Raw genomic sequence first — 16,377 nt, 5'->3', positions numbered from 1 at the left:
GGGCTCACCTGAACATCACACACCTCAGGCCAGCTTCTCTTTCAGGAACGCGATCGTCCTCCCCCAAGCGAGATCGGCCGCCTTCTTATCGTAACGCGCGGCCGAGGTGTCGTTGTTGAAGGCGTGGTTGACGCCATCATAGACATAGACCGTGTATTCGACATGCGCAGCATCGAGCGCCTTCTTGTAGGCATCGATGCCGGCGTCGATGCGTTCATCCAGCCCGGCATAATGCAACAGCAGCGCCGCCTTGATCTTCGGCACATCCTCGGCCTTCGGCTGCATGCCGTAATAGGCGACGCCGGCGCTGAGGTCCGGTGCGTTGACGGTAAGCTGGTTCACCGTGCCGCCGCCCCAGCAGAACCCGACCGCGCCGACCTTGCCGTTGCCGTCCTTCAAGCCCTTGAGGTACGCGACCGTCGCGACGCCGTCGGCCGTGACTTGGGCGGCGTCGAGCTTGGCGAACATGTCGCGCGCCTTGTCCTCGTCGGCGGGCGTGCCGCCGAGCGGCGACAGGAAATCGGGCGCCAGCGCGATGAAGCCTTCCAGCGCCACGCGCCGGGCGACATCGCGGATATGCGGATTGAGTCCCCGATTCTCGTGGACGACGATAACGGTGCCGGGCTTGCCAGACTGGCCCGCCGGCTTGACCAGATAGCCCTTCATCTCGCCGCTGCTGCCCGGATAGGCGATGTCCTCACCCTTCACACGCGGATCGTCCTCGGCGACGATCGCCGCCTGGGCCGAATTCGCCGCCAGCATCGGTGCGATCGCAGCGGCCGCCGCGCCCGATCCGGCGAGCCTGGTCAGTTGCTCCATGAAGCGGCGTCGGTCGAGGGTCAAATGCGTGTACTCGTCATAGGCATCGATCATCGCCTGAGTGATGATGGGCTGCGTGATGACAGGCCTGGCTGAAGGTTCGGTCATGGTTCTCCCCGTGACTGTGTGATGCGCAAGATAGGGTTGAAGCTTGCCCGGTCCAGTCACGGACGGGTGACCGTCTGGCCGGATCGTTCGTTCATCGGCACGCTTCCCTCGCGGCGGATACCGCCAAGGCGGGTCATCACGTTTTGGTCATTTCCGAAAGCCTTGATGGTGCTGTCACATTAGGAAGGGAAGCTGTCGATACGGTCGCGCCCGATCCAGACGACGAAAAGGGGAATGCCATGAACGTTCAGGATATCGTCAACTCCGTTTCGCAGAAGGCGGGGCTCGACCAGCCAACCACCGAGAAGGTCGTCGGCACCATCTTCTCCGTGCTCGAGCACGAAGCTGAAGGCACCAGCGTTTCGTCCTTCTTCGATCAGATCCCGGGCGCCGATGCGCTGGCCCAGAAATACGATGTGATGGCCGCCGGCGCCGCAGCTGGTTCGGGTGGCGGCTTGCTGTCTTCGCTGCAGGGAGCGTTGGGCGGCGTGCTCGGCGAAAAGGCAGGCGCATTGATCAACGGCGTCGCGGCACTGAAAGAGTCCGGCCTCGACATGGCGCAGATCCGGCAGGCCGGCGAGACTTTGATCAAGCAGGCCGAAGCGGCTGCCGGCCCCGACCTCACCAACCAGGTGCTCGGTCAAGTGCCCAGCCTGAGGAGCCACCTTGGCCTTTGAGCTTAACCCGGCGCCTTACTTCGGCAGCGTGTAGGCCATCACGTAGTCGCCCGGCTTGGTGCCGACCGAGCCGTGACCGCCGGCGACGATGACGACGAACTGGCGGCCGTCGGCGACCGTGTAGGTCATCGGCGTCGACTGCCCTCCCGCGGGCAGCCTTGCCCGCCAGAGCTGCCTGCCGGTGGTGAGATCGTAGGCGCGCAGATAATCGTCGACCGCGGCGCCCAGGAAGGCGACCCCGCCGGCGGTGACCATCGGCCCGCCAATGCCCGGCACGCCGACCTTGAACGGCAGCGGCAGCGGCGTCATGTCGTAGACGGTGCCGTTGCGATGCTTGTAGGCGATAGTTCCCGTCCTGAGATCGACGCCGGCGACATAGCCCCAGGGCGGCGCCTGGCAGGGAATGCCGAGCGGCGACAGGAACGGTCCCATCACCACCGCGTAAGGCGCGCCCTCGTTGCGGTTGAGCCCCTGTTCGCTGCCTTTGGTGTTGTCGCCCGGCGGCGGCACGTCAGCGCGCGGAATGAGCTTGGACGTGAAGGCGAGATAGGTCGGCATGCCGAACATCACCTGCCGCACCGGGTCGACCGCGACGCCGCCCCAGTTGAAGACGCCGAAATTGCCGGGATAGATCAGCGATCCCTGCAGCGAGGGCGGCGTATAGCGCCCCTCATAGCGCAGCTTCCTGAGCTCGATCCGGCACGCCAGCTGGTCGAACATGGTGACGCCCCACATGTCGGCGCCGGTCAGCGGCTTGGGATTGAAAGACAGGTCCGATTCCGGCTGTGTCGGCGAGGCATGGTCGCCTTCGATCGCGCCACCCGGCGCCGGCATTTCCTTCACCGGGATGATCGGCTCTCCGGTGCTCCGGTCGAGCATATAGAGGTCGCCCTGCTTGGTCGGCCCGACCAGTGCCGGCACGACCGTGCCGTTGACCGAGGTGATGTCGACCAGCGTCGGTTGGGCCGGCACGTCCATGTCCCACAGATCGTGATGCACCAGCTGGCGAACCCAGCGCAATTGCCCGGTGTTGAGGTCGAGCGCGGTGATCGAGGAGGAGAATTTCTCGACATTGGCGCTGCGGCCCATGCCGAGCTGGTCCGGCGTTTGGTTGCCGAGCGGCACATAGAGCAGGCCGAGCTTCTCGTCGGCGCTCGCCGTCGACCACATGTTCGGCGAGTTGTTCGTGTATTTTTGCCCCGCAGGCAGCGGCGTCGTCTGGTCCGGATTGCCGGAATCCCAATTCCACAACAGCGCGCCAGTGCCGGCGTCGTAGGCGCGAATGACGCCCGAAGGCTCCTCGGTCGAATAATTGTCGTTGACCGCGCCGCCGACGATGATCTTGCCGGCGACGATCAGCGGCGCCGAGGTCGAATAATAGTAGCCCGACTTCGGATAGGGCATGTTGGCGAGCAGGTTCAGCGTCCCGCCTTCGGCAAAGGACGGACATACCTGGCCGTTCGCGGCATCGAGCGCGATCAGACGCGCGTCGGACGTCGGCAGATAGACACGCGCGGCGCATGGTTGTCCGGCCGCGATCTTGGCATCGGCGTAATAGGAAACACCGCGGCAGGTCTGATGCTGGCGGTCGGGGTCCAGCTTGATCTTCGGATCATAGCGCCACTTCTCCTTGCCGGTCGCGGCATCGATGGCGATGGCGAAGTTGTGCGGCGTGCAGATGAAGAGCGCATCGCCAACTTTCAGCGGCGTCACCTGATAGGTCGTCTCGCCGATATCGTCGGGACCTTTCACATCGCCGGTGCGATAGGTCCAGGCCGGCTGCAGCCTTGCGACATTGTCCGGCGTGATCTGGTCGAGCGGCGAGTAGCGCTGGCCGAACGGCGTGCGGCCGTAAAAATGCCATTCGCCGGCCTGCATGTCGCCGCCGAGATTGGCCGTCGGCGCCACCTTGTCGGAACCCAGCGTGCCGCCGATGTCCTTGGGGTCGGCCGTCATCGAGTACCCCGCGACCGCAAGCGAGGCCAACACCGCCAGGATCAACGGCGCCCGCCCGTCAGGACCAGCGAACCCGCGGCGTGCCCACGGCGTCAGCAGCCACAGCGCGATAAGCACGATGACGCCGCCGCGCGGAGCGAGCTGCCACCAGTCGAAGCCGATCTCCCAGACAGCCCAGCACAGCGTGGCGATCACGAACGCCGCGTAGAGCCATAACGATGTCGACTTGCGGCGGAAGACAAGAAAGGCGGTGATCAGGAAAGCAAGGCCGGCAATCACGTAGTACCAGCTGCCGCCCAGCGAGACCAACCAGACGCCGCCGCCGCCGAGAACCATGCCGATGAGGAAGAGGACGAGGGAGGTGATGGTGACAGCCAAGATGATACTCCTTCGACTGTTGCGCCGCGCGGCGCCTCTCAGGCAACGGCGTGCCGTCCCTGCCCTGCCGGCAGCTTTCCCTCCCCGGCCGCGCCTGTCAAGCGAACCAGAGCAGCGCAAAAATGGAACAAAACGTAGACGCTTCTGGCCTTTCGCTGCCGAATCACTACATTCGGGGCGATGTCCGGGTTTTCGGAAGACATGCCCTTCTTTGACGAACCGAATGCGCGGCCCGCGGCCCCGTCCGGCATTGCCGCGCGCGCCATGGCCGCCCGCAGCGCTCAAAACAGCGCGCCCGACTATCTGAAGGGCCTCAATCCCGAGCAACGGCTGGCGGTGGAAACCACCGAAGGCCCGGTTCTGGTTCTGGCCGGCGCCGGCACCGGCAAGACGCGGGTCTTGACCACCCGCATCGCCCATATCCTTGCCACCGGCAGGGCTTTCCCCTCGCAGATCCTCGCCGTGACCTTCACCAACAAGGCCGCGCGCGAGATGAAGCAGCGCATCGGCTTGCTGATCGGCGAAGGCAATGTCGAGGGCATGCCGTGGCTCGGCACCTTCCACTCGATTGGAGTGAAGCTGCTTCGCAGACATGCCGAGCTTGCCGGGCTGAAATCCGATTTCACCATCCTCGACACCGACGACGTGGTGCGGCTGATCAAGCAGCTGATCCAGGCCGAAGGGCTGGACGACAAGCGCTGGCCGGCCAAGCAGTTCGCCCAGATGATCGACAACTGGAAGAACAAGGGCCTCGGCCCCGACGAGATTCCGGAAGGCGACGCGCGCAGCTTCGGCAACGGCAAGGGCCGCCAGCTCTACAAGGCCTATCAGGAGCGGCTGCAGACGCTGAACGCCTGCGACTTCGGCGACCTGCTCTATCACCCGATCCGCATCTTCCGCGCCTATCCGGACGTGCTGAAGGACTATCACCGCAAGTTCAAATACATCCTGGTCGACGAGTACCAGGACACCAACACCGCGCAGTATATGTGGCTGCGGCTGCTGGCGCAGCGGCCGCAGTCCTCCCCCCTTGAGGGGGAGGTGCCCGCGAAGCGGGCGGAGGGGGTCGCCGCAGAAGGCACCGCCCAGTCACCAAACACCAGAGCGTCGAGCACTGCCGCGAGGCCCCCACCCGACCGGGCTTCGCCCGGCCACCCTCCCCTCAAGGGGGAGGGAAACCGGCGCGCATCCACCGTAAACATCTGCTGCGTCGGCGACGACGACCAGTCGATCTATGGCTGGCGCGGCGCCGAGGTCGACAACATCCTGCGCTTCGACAAGGATTTCCCGGGCGCCACCATCATCCGGCTGGAGCGCAACTACCGCTCGACCGCCCACATCCTGGGCGCGGCCTCGCACCTCATCGCCTACAATGAAGGCCGCTTCGGCAAGACGCTGTTCACCGACCGCGACGATCCCGAGGACGATAAGGTGCATGTCCATGCCGCCTGGGACTCGGAAGAAGAAGCTCGCGCTATCGGCGAGACGATCGAGGCCTACCAGCGCCAGAAGCACAATCTGAACGACATGGCGATCTTGGTGCGCGCGTCGTTCCAGATGCGTTCCTTCGAAGACCGTTTCATCACGCTTGGGCTCAACTATCGCGTCATCGGCGGTCCGCGTTTCTACGAGCGGATGGAAATCCGCGATGCGCTGGCCTTCTTCCGCGTCGTTGCCAACAGCGGCGACGACCTTGCCTTCGAGCGCATCGTCAACGTGCCGAAGCGCGGGCTGGGCGAAGCCACCATCCGCCAGATCCACGACACGGCGCGGACATTACGCATCCCGATGCTGGAGGCCGCCGCGACGCTTGCCGAAAGCGACGAGTTGAAGCCGAAGCCGCGCGCAGCGCTCCGCGAGGTCGCGGCCAATTTCGAGCGCTGGCAGAAGGCGCTGGAGACCAAGCCGCACACCGAGCTCGCCGAGACCATTCTCGAGGAGAGCGGCTACACCGACATGTGGAAGAACGACCGCTCGGCGGAAGCGCCCGGGCGGCTGGAGAACCTCAAGGAGCTGATCCGCTCCATGGAGGAATATGAATCGCTGCGTTCTTTCCTCGAGCATGTGGCGCTGGTCATGGAGGCCGAGCAGGGCGAGTCGCTCGATGCGGTCTCGATCATGACGCTGCACTCGGCCAAGGGCCTCGAATTCGAGACCGTCTTCCTTCCCGGCTGGGAGGAAGGCCTCTTCCCGCATCAGCGCGCGCTCGACGAAGGCGGCCGCTCCGGCCTGGAGGAAGAGCGCCGCCTTGCCTATGTCGGCCTGACGCGCGCCAAGAAGAACCTCCACATCTGGTTCGTCTCCAACCGCCTGATCCACGGGCTGTGGCAATCGACGATCCCGTCGCGCTTCCTCGACGAATTGCCGGAAACCCATGTCGATGTCGCAGACAGCGGCAATTCCTACGGCGGCTACGGCAATCTTTATGGCGGCGGCTCATTTGCCTCCGGCCGCGGCGGCGGCCGGCAGAACCCCTACGGCGCGTCGCGCTTCGACAATATCGGCGCCGAGAAATCGGGCAGCTTCTCCAACACCTATGCGACGCCCGGCTGGCAGCGCGCGCAAGCGAACCGCACCGAGGCGACCGACCGCAACTGGGGCACGCGCTCCGGCCACCAGGTCGAGCGCATCGGCTATGGCGAGACCGACAGCGGCTACGGCGCCGGCAGGACGAGCGTGAAGGGCCGCACCATCGAGGGCGAGCTGGTCGCCAAGTCCGTCGCCGATACGCCGTCAGCCTTCAACGTCGGCGACCGCGTCTTCCACCAGAAGTTCGGCAATGGCAACATCGCGGCCATCGACGGCAACAAGCTCACCATCGACTTCGACAAGGCCGGCCAGAAACGCGTGCTGGACGGCTTCGTCACCAGCGTTTGATCAGCCCCCTCACCGATACCTTGCCTGGTTCCATTTGTGGCCGAGCAGCGACAGGATGATGATCAGCCCGTTGAAGAACTGGACGTAAAAGCCGCTCAGGCCCGCCGCCACCACGCCGGTCTGGATGAACGAGACCGTGACAGCGCCGATCGCGCCGCCGACGACCGTGCCTATGCCGCCCCAGGTCGGCGTACCGCCGACGAACACCGACGCCAGCACCGGCAACAGATAGCCGTCGCCGGCCGTCGGCCACCAGGTGAAGTTGATCATCACCGAGAACGTGCCGGCGATCGCGGCTCCGATGCCGGTGAAGACGAACACCTTGACCCGCACGCGCTTGACGTCGATGCCCATCTGCTTGGCGCTGTCCGGATTGTCGCCGACCACCTTCACCTGCGCGCCGAAGCGGTGGCGATTGTAGAGCAGCGCCGAGAAGACGACGAAGGCGATGGCCCAGAAGATCTGCACTGGGATGCCCCAGATCTGGCTGGAGAAGATCGCGTAGGCCGAGCTGTCGGCCAGACTGGTCACCGCCGTCGACTTGCCCTCGTTGATGATCTGGATCAGGCCGCGCAGCAGGAAATTCATGCCGAGTGTGGCGATCAGCGACGACAGCCCGCCATAGACCACCAGCGATCCGACCAGGAAGCCGAGCAGCGTGCCGGTGACGAGCGCCGCGGCAATGCCTAGGAACGGATCGTAGCCTGCCTGCACGACCAGCGCGAAGACCCAGGAGGCAAAGCCCATCGTCGCCGGAAACGACAGGTCGATCTCGCCGCAGGTGACGACGAAGACGAGCGGCACCACCACGAACAGCGCCACCGGAAGCGTCGTGAGTACCGAACTGTAGAGATACCAGGTGGTGAAGACGGTCGGGTTGGCGATGATGAAGACCGCCATCATGACGATGAACACGGCGAGCGTGCCGAGGGCGGCGCGGTTGTCGAGGACGAAGCCGCGCAGCCAGTGGTCGGAGGGATGGTTCCACTCCTTGCCTGATTCCTTGGCTGCTTGGCCGCTTGCCCCTCCCAGAGGCGTTTGCAGATCGGGTTCCATGGCCTTGCTCATCACGCTCTCTGCTCCGCTCCGCCTGCCTCATGCAGCCCCGGCAAGCCGCCCGGGTGTGCTACGTCTTCCATGAAGTTGATGAGGTCTTCGGCCGACTTGACCTCGCTGCGGTCGGCGGTGAGCGCCACCTTGCCGCGGTCGAGCACCACGAAGCGGTCGGCGATGTCGAAGACATGATGGATGTTGTGGCCGATGAACAGGATCGACCGGCCGCTCGCCCGCACCTGGCGCACGAAATGGAAGACCTTGGCGGTCTCGGTCAGCGACAGCGCCGTCGTCGGCTCGTCGAGGATGATCAGTTCCGCCTGCTTGTAGATGGCGCGCGCGATCGCCACGCCCTGGCGTTCGCCGCCCGAAAGCTGGCCGACGATGGAATGCGGCGTGAACACTTTCGAGGTGAAGCCGATCTCGCGCATCAGCCGGCTCGCCTCCTCGATCTCCTTGTTGACCTTCAGCCAGCCCAGCCAACCGGTGAGCTCGCGGCCCATGAAGATGTTGCGCACGATCGTCTGCTGCACGGCGAGAGCCCGGTCCTGGAACACGGTCTCGATGCCGGCGTCGCGCGAGCGCGCGGCGCTCCATCCGGTGACCGGCTGGCCGCGCACGAGGATCTCGCCGCTGGTCGGCTTGACCACGCCGGACAGGATCTTGATCAGTGTCGACTTGCCGGCGCCGTTGTCGCCGATCAGGCCGACCACCTCGCCGCGATCGACGCTGAGGTTGACCCCGCCCAGCGCATAGACCTGGCCATAGGATTTCTTGATGTCGCGCAGTTCGATGATGCGTTCGGCCATGCGATCCTCGCCTTGATTGTCGCTTGCCGGCGTCGCCGGCGGTCCTGCCGGCCGGGTCGAGCCCGGCCGGCAGCCTGGGAGGTCAGCGCAACGCCTGCTTGGCGAGCTCTGAGACGATCTCGTAGTTCTGCGGCGTCACGAAGCCGGCGCCGGTGTCGACATTCATCGGTGCCAACCCCAGCACCACTTGCTGGCAGAGGCTGAGGATCGGCAGATAGCCCTGCAGGAACGGCTGCTGGTCGGCCGTGAGCTGCACCCAGCCGCCCTTGAAGCCTTCGACGATCTGCGGACTGGTGTCGAAGCCGAAATTGAAGATGTCGCCCGGCTTGCGACCCGCCGCCTGCATGTAGGTGGCGACATTGCCGAGCATCTGGCCGCCGGGATAGCCGACCGCCTTGACGTCCGGATGGTTGAGCAGCGCCGCCGTGATCACCGGAATGGCAAGGTTGGGATCGGACGCCCATTCGCCGCTCGGCGGCGAGGAGAGCTGGATGACCTCGACACCCGCTTCCTTCAGCGCCGCGACTGTGCCGCGCTCGCGCGCGCCGCGGTTCTCGTTCTCGAACGGGCCGATCATGATCGCCTTGTCGCCGGCCTTGAGCTTGCCGAGCTTGAAGGCCTCGGCGCCGAGCGCGCGGCCCTGCTGTTCCTGCTGCGCGCCGACATAGCCGCCGCCGAACGCCGCCACCACCTTCGGCACCGGCACGTTCTGGTACATCATCTTGATGCCGTCCTTATGCGCCTGCTCGGCCAGCGGCATGATCGCGGCGTCGCCCGGATGGCCCATCATGGCGATGCCGTTCGGCTTGACCGCCACCGCCTCGCGCAATTGCTGCACCATCTTCTCGACGTCCCACTGGGAGAAGATGTAGTCGACTTTCGGTCCGAGATCGGCGGCCGCCTGCTTGGCGCCATTGTAGACGATGGTGCCGAAGGCGTCGCCCTCGGCGCCGCCGACGAAGAAGCGGACATGGACGTCCTTGCACCATTGGGCGTCAAGCGCCTTTGCCGGCAAGGTGGAAATCGAGGCGCAGAGCGCCGTGGCGGCCGCCACGACGGTCGAGCGTAGAACAGTCCTTCTGGTCGTCATGCTCATGCACGTTCCTCCCTTTTGTTCCCTCGCGATCAAGGGCTTCGACAGTGATTCGGATCGGCCGGCTCCTCCCGCCGGCCGGCACTCAAACCGGATTGGGCAGGTAGCTGTTCCCTCCCCGACATTGCTTCAGATAGTCGAGCGCGCGCACTTGGCCGGTGATCTCGAGGTCGCCGCGATAGACCGGGTCGTGCCAGCCTTCGATGTCGATGGCGCCCTTGTAGCCGGCCAGCCGCAATTCGCTGATCACGCGCGTCCAGTCGCTGTCGCCGAAGCCCGGCGTGCGCATCTGCACGAAGGGCAGGCGGCCGAACACGCCGTGCTCGCGGATCACGTCCCAGCGCACGGTCGCGTCCTTACCATGGACATGGAAGATGCGTGGCGCCCATTTGCGGATCTGCGGGATCGGGTCGATCAGATAGACGAGCTGATGGCACGGTTCCCATTCCAGCCCGAGATTGTCGTTGGGCAATTCGTTGAACATCAGCTCCCAGGCATCCGGGTTATGCGCAATGTTCCAGTCGCCGCTCGCCCAGTTGCCGTCCATGGCGCAATTCTCGAAGGCGATGCGCACGCCCTTGTCGGCGGCGCGCTTCGCCAATGCCCCCCACACTTCTCGGAAGCGCGGCAGGCTGTCGGTCAGCGGTTTGCCGCGGATGCGGCCGGTGAAGCCGCTGATCAGCGAGGTGCCGAAGAGGTGCGCATTGTCGATCACGGTCTCCCAGGCCGCGAGCACGCCGCGATCGGTATCGCCGCTCTCCAGCGGATTGCCGAAAACGCCGATCGAGGAAACGGTCACGTCAGCATCGCCGATCGCCTCGTGGATCTCTCCAGCCAGCCGCCGCAGATCCTTGCCGCCCAGCGTCTGCCAGAAGAAGGGCTGGATGCTCTCAAAGCCGAACGGCAGGATCTGTTTGATGTAGGCGGCCGGGTCGTCGAGATTGGCCCGCACCATGGTGCCGATCCTGATATCGAGAAGCGGGTTTGGCATCGTCATCCTTCCTGGGTCGCGATCGCCACGCGCCGTCCGGTCTCCGCGCTTTCGATGGCGCCGAAGACCATGGCCAGGCTCTTGATGTTGTCGGTGCCGCGCGTCTCCGGCTCGGTGCCGGTTTCGATCGCGCGCATGAAATCCTGGATGATGCCGAGATGGCCGCCCACCCGATCAGCGGCGTCGAGCGCCGGCACATCGATCGGCTGCGTCTTGTCGATGATTCCGTCGCGGCCGGACGCAATCACCTCCGCCTTCAGCCCGTCATGTCCGTCCCACAACAGGCTGCCGCGCTCGGCGACGATGCGCCAGCTGCCTTCCCAACTGGTGCGGAAGCCATCGGCGCACCAGGAGCCGGCATAGGTGAAGACCTTGCCACCGCCGAGGTCGAAGACGGCGCTCGCCGACGAGCCCTGCCGGTACCAGGAACTGGCCGGCTCCCACTCCTGGCAATAAACGCTGGCCGGCTCGCCGGCGACCATGTAGCGCGCGGCGTCGAAGGTGTGGATCGCCATGTCGAGTAGCAGTACATGCGCCATCTCCTCGCGAAAGCCGCCGAAATGCGGCGCGATGAAGAAATCGGCATGGATGCTGGTCGGCTTGCCGATGGCGCCGGAGTCGAGGAAGCGTCTGATCCGTCTGACATTGGTGACATAGCGCCGGTTCTGGACGACCGCGTGGATGCGGCCCGCGCGGCGCGCCGCTTCGACGATGGCGCGCGCGTTCTCGGGGCTGTCGGCCAGCGGCTTTTCGGTGAGCAGGTGGCAATGATGGGCAAAGGCCGAAAGCGCGACCTCGCGGCGTGCCGCCGGAACCACGACATCGAATACGGCGTCGGGCTTCGTCTCATCGAGGACGGCGTCGAGGCTGGTGCCGACGATTGCGTTGGCGAGTTCGTATTCGCGCGCCCTCGCCTCAGCCCGCGCCGCATCGAGATCGACGAGGCCGGCAATGGCGAGCCCCTCGATCTGCCTTGCGGCATCGAGCCACTGCCTGCTCATGGCTCCGCACCCGACCAGGACGACCTTCATCATCCAGCGCTCCTCCTCCGCTCGGCCCCTCCAGGCCGAGTGTCACGGCAATCCACGGCATCACCGTAAACGTTTTTCCGTAAACGTTTACGACAACACACCCGATAGCGTAGAATGTCAATCACCTGCTCGCGAAAATCGACATCCACTGCTTGGCCTGAAGGGCGGCCGGTGCTAGCGAAGACAGGGGGAGAACCGGCCTTGGCGTCCAGCATCCACGATCTCGCGCGTCACCTGAACATTTCGATCGGCACCGTGTCCCGCGCGCTGAACGGCCGCGCCGATGTCAATGCGGAGACGCGCCAGCGCGTGCTCGAGGCCGCCAGGAAGCTGAACTACGCGCCCAACCAGTCCGGCCGGAGTCTGAGGAAAGGCGCCACCCATTCGATCGCCTTCATGCTTCAACCGCATCCCGGTGACCAGCAATATGGCGAGCCGTTCTTCATCCCGTTCCTGACCGGTCTGCAGGCGCGGCTCGCCGAGTATGACCTAGATCTGATGGTCGTCATGGGTGAGCCCGGTCAATATCAGCAGGAGAGGCTGCGCCGCGTGGTTGAGACGCGCCGGGCCGACGCGGTCGTGTTGGCCAATACACGGCGGGAAGACGATCGGATCGACTATCTCAGCAAGGCGGGCTTTCCCTTCGCCACGCTTGGCCGAAGTCAATCCGGCGGCGACACCTATCCTTCGCTTGATATCGATTTCGAGAGAGCGGGTGATGAAGCCGTCGACCGGCTGGTCGCGCGGGGCCACCGCCGCATTGCCGCCATCCGCCCTTCGCTTGATCTCAACTTCGGCTACCTGTTCCTCGACGGCTACCGCAGGGCGCTGAAGAGGCACGGCATCGAAGTCGACCCCAGCCTGATCGCCGACGGCTTCATCAACGAGGCCGGCGGCTACCAGGTGACGCCGCGCGTCATGCTCTCCAAGGACAGGCCAACGGCGATCATCTTCAACAATGACGCCATGGCGCTCGGCGGCTGCAAGGCACTGGCCGAGATGGGCATCAGGCCCGGCCACGACATAGCGGTGATCGTAATCGTCGACACGCCGCTCTGCCGCTACTTCTCGCCGGCGCTGACCGCCTTCCGTCCGTCGCTGGAGCCCATGGGCCGGCGGCTGGCCGAGATGCTGCTGGCCTCGCTCCCCGCCTATGCCGGCCCGGAGGGACCGCGAACCATCCGCGAGGTCTGGCCGCTGGAGCTGATCGCGCGGGAAAGCGATTGATCGCTTTTCCCTTCTCCCCTTGTGGGAGAAGGTGGCCGAGCGAAGCGAGGTCGGATGAGGGGTGCTCCGGCTTGGCATCGCCTTATTTCTTCCAGCACCCCTCATCCGTCTCGGCGCTGACGCGCCGATCCACCTTCTCCCACAAGGGGAGAAGGGGGAAGTGCACCCCTCTTGTCACGCAACCATCACGTTCACGTCCTAGACCGTTCGACGGCCGCCGCATCGCCGATGCCGCGCTCTTTCAGCCATGGCCGCTCCGCTCGTCACAAGGGGATATTTCATGAAGCGTCTTACCCGAACCGTCGCGCTCGGCGCGGCACTTGCTCTGTTCACCGCCCTCACCCCGGCGCTCGCCGACGGTGTCGCCTACGTCAACAAGGGGCTTGTCGGCGTCGGCCGCATTCCGGCCGGCCAGAAGGACAAGTTCGGCGAGACTTTTGGTTCCGGTTCCGGCATGTCGATCGACACCAAGTCCTGGGCGCGTGACGGCGCCGGCTACAAGGGCTCGCTCTGGCTGCTGCCCGATCGCGGCTATAACGTCGAAGGCACCACCGACTATCGCCCGCGCCTCAACACCATCTCGGTCGAGCTGACCCCGACCGCTCCGGGCGCCGCGCCCGCCGCCGGACAGGAACAGTCGGGCGTGAAAGTGACGCTCGCGGATACCATGCTCTTGACCGACGACAAGGGCGCCGACGCCACCGGCCTCGATCCGCTGAACGGCGTGCGCCCGGCCGCCGGCGACATGCCGATGCTGCCGCAAGCCGACAACGGCAAGCTTTCGCTGGACGACGAGGCGATCGCACGCCTGCCCGACGGCACCATGTTCATCTCCGACGAATATGGCCCCAACATCTACCGCTTCTCGGCGGACGGCCATCTGATGTCGGCCACCCAGCCGCCGGCGGCCCTGGTGCCGACGCGCCACAGCAAGCCGAATTTCGCTTCGGACAATCCTGGTCCGGGCGCGGCCGAGGCCGATCCGAAGGATCCCGAGACCGGCCGCCAGAACAATCAGGGCCTCGAGGGCATGTCGATGACGCCGGACGGCAAATTCCTGATCGCCGTGCTGCAGTCGGCGACCCGCCAGGATGGCGGCGATTCCGGCTCGACGCGCCAGAACACCCGCGTCCTCGTCTATGACGCCTCCGACCTCGCTCACCTCAAGCTGGCGCGAGATGTCGTGCCGCTGCCGGTGTTCAAGGACGCCAAGGGCAAGACCAAGGTGGCTGCGCAGAGCGAGATCGTTGCGCTGTCCGACAAGAGCTTCCTGATGCTGGCGCGCGACAGCGGCAACGGCCAGGGCGTCAAGGGCGATGAGTCGCTTTACCGCAAGATCGAGATCGTCGACCTCTCCGCCGCCACCGATATCGCCAACGGCCCGTTCGATGCCGCCGACAAGCCGGTTGCGCCGAAAGGCGTGCTCGACCCGTCGGTGACGCCGGCCAAGCTGACCTCCTTCATCGACATCAACGACAAGGGCGAGCTCGGCCGCTTCGGCCTGCACAATGGCGCGCCGAACGACAAGAACAACCTCTCGGAGAAATGGGAAGCGATGTCGCTGGTGAGCGTGCTCGATCCGAAGCTGCCCGACGACTATTTCCTGTTCGTCGCCAACGACAACGACTTCCTGACCCAGGATGGCTTCCAGGTCGGCGCCCCCTACAAGGCCGAGGATGGCGCCGATGTCGACACCACCTTCCTCGTCTACCAGGTTACCCTCCCCGGCCTGTCGGGAAGCAGCCTCGCCGCGAACTAGCACCGCCGCCGGGGGCGCTCCATCGCTTCGAGCCCGGAAGGGATGCATGAGCGTCAGGCCTGCGATAGCATCGCGGGCCTGATTCATTTTCGGTGCCCGTCATGGATGACGACAAGCCCGCTCACCGGCGGACCCACGACCTCACCAGCGGCCCGATTCCGCGTACGCTGCTTCTGTTTGCCTTGCCGGTGCTCGGCTCCAACGTGCTGCAGTCGCTCAACGGCTCGATCAATGCCGTCTGGGTCGGGCGCTTCCTTGGCGAAGCGGCGCTGACTGCGACTTCCAACGCCAATCTGGTGCTGTTCCTGATCCTCGGCACCGTCTTCGGTATCGGCATGGCCGCGACCATCCTGGTCGCCCAGTCGGTTGGCGCCCGCGACCTGCCCGAGGCGCGGCGCATCGTCGGCACCAGCGCCACCTTCTTCTTCCTGGTCTCGGTGGTGTTCGCGGTCTGCGGCTGGACCTGGGTCGACGCCATCCTCACCGGTCTCGGCACGCCCGCGGATGCCTTGCCGCTGGCGCGCAGCTATCTGCGCATCATCTTCGTCGCGGTGCCGATGATGAACCTGTTGTCCTTCGTCATGACGGTGCTGCGCGGCGCCGGCGATTCGCGCACGCCGTTTGTCTTCATGGCGCTGGCGGTCGTGCTCGATGTCGTCCTGAACCCGCTCTTGATCCGCGGCATCGGCCCCTTCCCCGCGTTGGGCATCGCCGGTTCGGCCACCGCGACGCTGATCGGCCAAACGGTGAGCGTGGTCGCCATCCTGATCGTGCTCTATGCGCGCAAGCACCCGCTGCGGCTGGCCGGCAGCAACCTCGCTTTGCTCATGCCCGATCCGGCGCTTTTGCGCGTCGTCGTCTCCAAGGGCATTCCCATGGGCCTGCAGATGATCGTCATCTCGGCCGCGGCGCTGACCGTGATGGGCATCGTCAACTCCTACGGCTCGCAGGTTGCGGCGGCTTATGGCATCGCGGCGCAGCTCTGGACCTATATCCAGATGCCGGCTCTGGCCATCGGCGCCGCAGTCTCTTCCATGGCGGCGCAGAATGTCGGCGCCGGGCGCTGGGACCGCATCGGCAAGGTTGCCGCGTCCGGGGTGGGCTTCAACCTTGTTCTCACCGGCGCGCTGGTGGCGCTGCTGTTCGTCTTCGACCGCCCGGTGCTGAGCCTGTTCCTGGCGAGCGACAGTACGGCGATCGACATCGCCGCGCACATCAACAAGGCGGCGTCCTGGTCCTTCATCCTGTTCGGCATCACCATCGTGCTGTTCGCCACGGTGCGCGCCACCGGCGCCGTCATGCCGCCTCTGATCATCCTGATCATCTCGGTGCTGATCGTGCGCACCGGCTTTGCCTATTCCATGCGAAGTGTCATCGGTCAGGAAGCGCTGTGGTGGAGCTTTCCGGCCGGCTCGATCACCTCTCTCGTGCTGGCCGCCGCCTACTATCGCTTTGGCCGCTGGCGCACGATGCACATGATCGAGGGGCGCCCGGCCGCCGGCGAGCCGCCGGACACTGGCCTCGGCGTGCCGCGCCAGCGCGCGCGCCTTTCGCCCGAGACGCCGAACGGCTGAAGGCGCTGCTGGATTGGCGGCTGCT

The 16,377-nt window shown here is 65.4% G+C and carries 12 protein-coding genes; 5 read left to right on the top strand and 7 right to left on the bottom strand.

Annotated features, from left to right (window positions below; all coding sequences use genetic code 11):
* Nucleotides 1-24: 24 nt before the first annotated feature.
* Nucleotides 25-927 (bottom strand): dienelactone hydrolase family protein, encoded by a 903-nt coding sequence (locus tag EJ070_RS21415; protein WP_126093122.1) that lies wholly within the window; start codon nt 925-927, stop codon nt 25-27.
* Nucleotides 928-1,166: 239 nt separating this feature from the next.
* Here EJ070_RS21415 and EJ070_RS21410 point away from each other — a divergent pair, with 239 nt between their 5' ends.
* On the top strand, nt 1,167-1,604 hold the full coding sequence (locus EJ070_RS21410) for a hypothetical protein (protein WP_126093121.1): 438 nt from the start codon (nt 1,167-1,169) through the stop codon (nt 1,602-1,604).
* Between the two features lie 15 nt (nt 1,605-1,619).
* Here EJ070_RS21410 and EJ070_RS21405 read toward each other — a convergent pair whose 3' ends face one another.
* On the bottom strand, nt 1,620-3,938 hold the full coding sequence (locus tag EJ070_RS21405) for a glucose/quinate/shikimate family membrane-bound PQQ-dependent dehydrogenase (RefSeq protein ID WP_126093120.1): 2,319 nt from the start codon (nt 3,936-3,938) through the stop codon (nt 1,620-1,622).
* Nucleotides 3,939-4,118: 180 nt separating this feature from the next.
* Between EJ070_RS21405 and EJ070_RS21400 the strand changes: the two genes are divergently transcribed.
* On the top strand, nt 4,119-6,815 hold the full coding sequence (locus EJ070_RS21400) for a UvrD-helicase domain-containing protein (protein WP_126093119.1): 2,697 nt from the start codon (nt 4,119-4,121) through the stop codon (nt 6,813-6,815).
* A 9-nt stretch (nt 6,816-6,824) separates the two neighbouring features.
* On the opposite strand, the gene EJ070_RS21395 is transcribed toward EJ070_RS21400, so the two are convergent.
* The 5 genes from EJ070_RS21395 to EJ070_RS21375 form a co-directional block, all read right to left on the bottom strand.
* A complete protein-coding gene (locus EJ070_RS21395) occupies nt 6,825-7,883 on the bottom strand; it encodes an ABC transporter permease (protein WP_126093118.1) in 1,059 nt (352 codons plus the stop codon).
* The gene (locus EJ070_RS21390) at nt 7,883-8,677 is read right to left on the bottom strand and encodes an ATP-binding cassette domain-containing protein (RefSeq protein WP_126093117.1); all 795 of its coding nucleotides are present in this window, start codon (nt 8,675-8,677) and stop codon (nt 7,883-7,885) included. Before EJ070_RS21390 ends, EJ070_RS21395 begins: the two co-directional genes overlap by 1 nt.
* A gap of 82 nt (nt 8,678-8,759) precedes the next feature.
* Nucleotides 8,760-9,773, bottom strand: coding sequence for a substrate-binding domain-containing protein (locus tag EJ070_RS21385; RefSeq protein ID WP_126093116.1), 1,014 nt, complete (start codon nt 9,771-9,773; stop codon nt 8,760-8,762).
* An 82-nt stretch (nt 9,774-9,855) separates the two neighbouring features.
* Entirely contained in the window at nt 9,856-10,761 is a 906-nt protein-coding gene (locus tag EJ070_RS21380; protein ID WP_189349989.1) for a sugar phosphate isomerase/epimerase, read from the bottom strand.
* A gap of 2 nt (nt 10,762-10,763) precedes the next feature.
* A complete protein-coding gene (locus EJ070_RS21375) occupies nt 10,764-11,795 on the bottom strand; it encodes a Gfo/Idh/MocA family oxidoreductase (RefSeq protein ID WP_126093114.1) in 1,032 nt (343 codons plus the stop codon).
* Nucleotides 11,796-11,993: 198 nt separating this feature from the next.
* Between EJ070_RS21375 and EJ070_RS21370 the strand changes: the two genes are divergently transcribed.
* From EJ070_RS21370 to EJ070_RS21360, 3 genes are all read left to right on the top strand, one after another.
* A complete protein-coding gene (locus EJ070_RS21370; protein WP_126093113.1) occupies nt 11,994-13,019 on the top strand; it encodes a LacI family DNA-binding transcriptional regulator in 1,026 nt (341 codons plus the stop codon).
* Nucleotides 13,020-13,299: 280 nt separating this feature from the next.
* Nucleotides 13,300-14,778, top strand: coding sequence for an esterase-like activity of phytase family protein (locus tag EJ070_RS21365; RefSeq protein WP_126093112.1), 1,479 nt, complete (start codon nt 13,300-13,302; stop codon nt 14,776-14,778).
* Nucleotides 14,779-14,879: 101 nt separating this feature from the next.
* Nucleotides 14,880-16,352 carry an MATE family efflux transporter gene (locus EJ070_RS21360; protein WP_126093111.1) on the top strand — a complete coding sequence of 491 codons (1,473 nt, stop codon included), beginning with the start codon at nt 14,880-14,882 and terminating at the stop codon, nt 16,350-16,352.
* Nucleotides 16,353-16,377 lie beyond the last annotated feature (25 nt).

Source organism: Mesorhizobium sp. M1E.F.Ca.ET.045.02.1.1, from assembly GCF_003952485.1.
In the GTDB taxonomy this organism is placed as follows: domain Bacteria; phylum Pseudomonadota; class Alphaproteobacteria; order Rhizobiales; family Rhizobiaceae; genus Mesorhizobium.
Note: the sequence above shows the minus strand (reverse complement) of the source record. Positions and strands in the feature narration are given on the sequence as shown.

What these genes read in the sequence shown, in the direction of transcription:
- EJ070_RS21400 (WP_126093119.1), top strand. Translation starts at nt 4,119, where the DNA reads ATGTCCGGGTTTTCGGAAGACATGCCCTTCTTTGACGAACCGAATGCG.
- EJ070_RS21415 (WP_126093122.1), bottom strand. Translation starts at nt 927, where the DNA reads ATGACCGAACCTTCAGCCAGGCCTGTCATCACGCAGCCCATCATCACT.
- EJ070_RS21410 (WP_126093121.1), top strand. Translation starts at nt 1,167, where the DNA reads ATGAACGTTCAGGATATCGTCAACTCCGTTTCGCAGAAGGCGGGGCTC.
- EJ070_RS21390 (WP_126093117.1), bottom strand. Translation starts at nt 8,677, where the DNA reads ATGGCCGAACGCATCATCGAACTGCGCGACATCAAGAAATCCTATGGC.
- EJ070_RS21375 (WP_126093114.1), bottom strand. Translation starts at nt 11,795, where the DNA reads ATGATGAAGGTCGTCCTGGTCGGGTGCGGAGCCATGAGCAGGCAGTGG.
- EJ070_RS21395 (WP_126093118.1), bottom strand. Translation starts at nt 7,883, where the DNA reads ATGAGCAAGGCCATGGAACCCGATCTGCAAACGCCTCTGGGAGGGGCA.
- EJ070_RS21385 (WP_126093116.1), bottom strand. Translation starts at nt 9,773, where the DNA reads ATGAGCATGACGACCAGAAGGACTGTTCTACGCTCGACCGTCGTGGCG.
- EJ070_RS21380 (WP_189349989.1), bottom strand. Translation starts at nt 10,761, where the DNA reads ATGCCAAACCCGCTTCTCGATATCAGGATCGGCACCATGGTGCGGGCC.
- EJ070_RS21365 (WP_126093112.1), top strand. Translation starts at nt 13,300, where the DNA reads ATGAAGCGTCTTACCCGAACCGTCGCGCTCGGCGCGGCACTTGCTCTG.
- EJ070_RS21360 (WP_126093111.1), top strand. Translation starts at nt 14,880, where the DNA reads ATGGATGACGACAAGCCCGCTCACCGGCGGACCCACGACCTCACCAGC.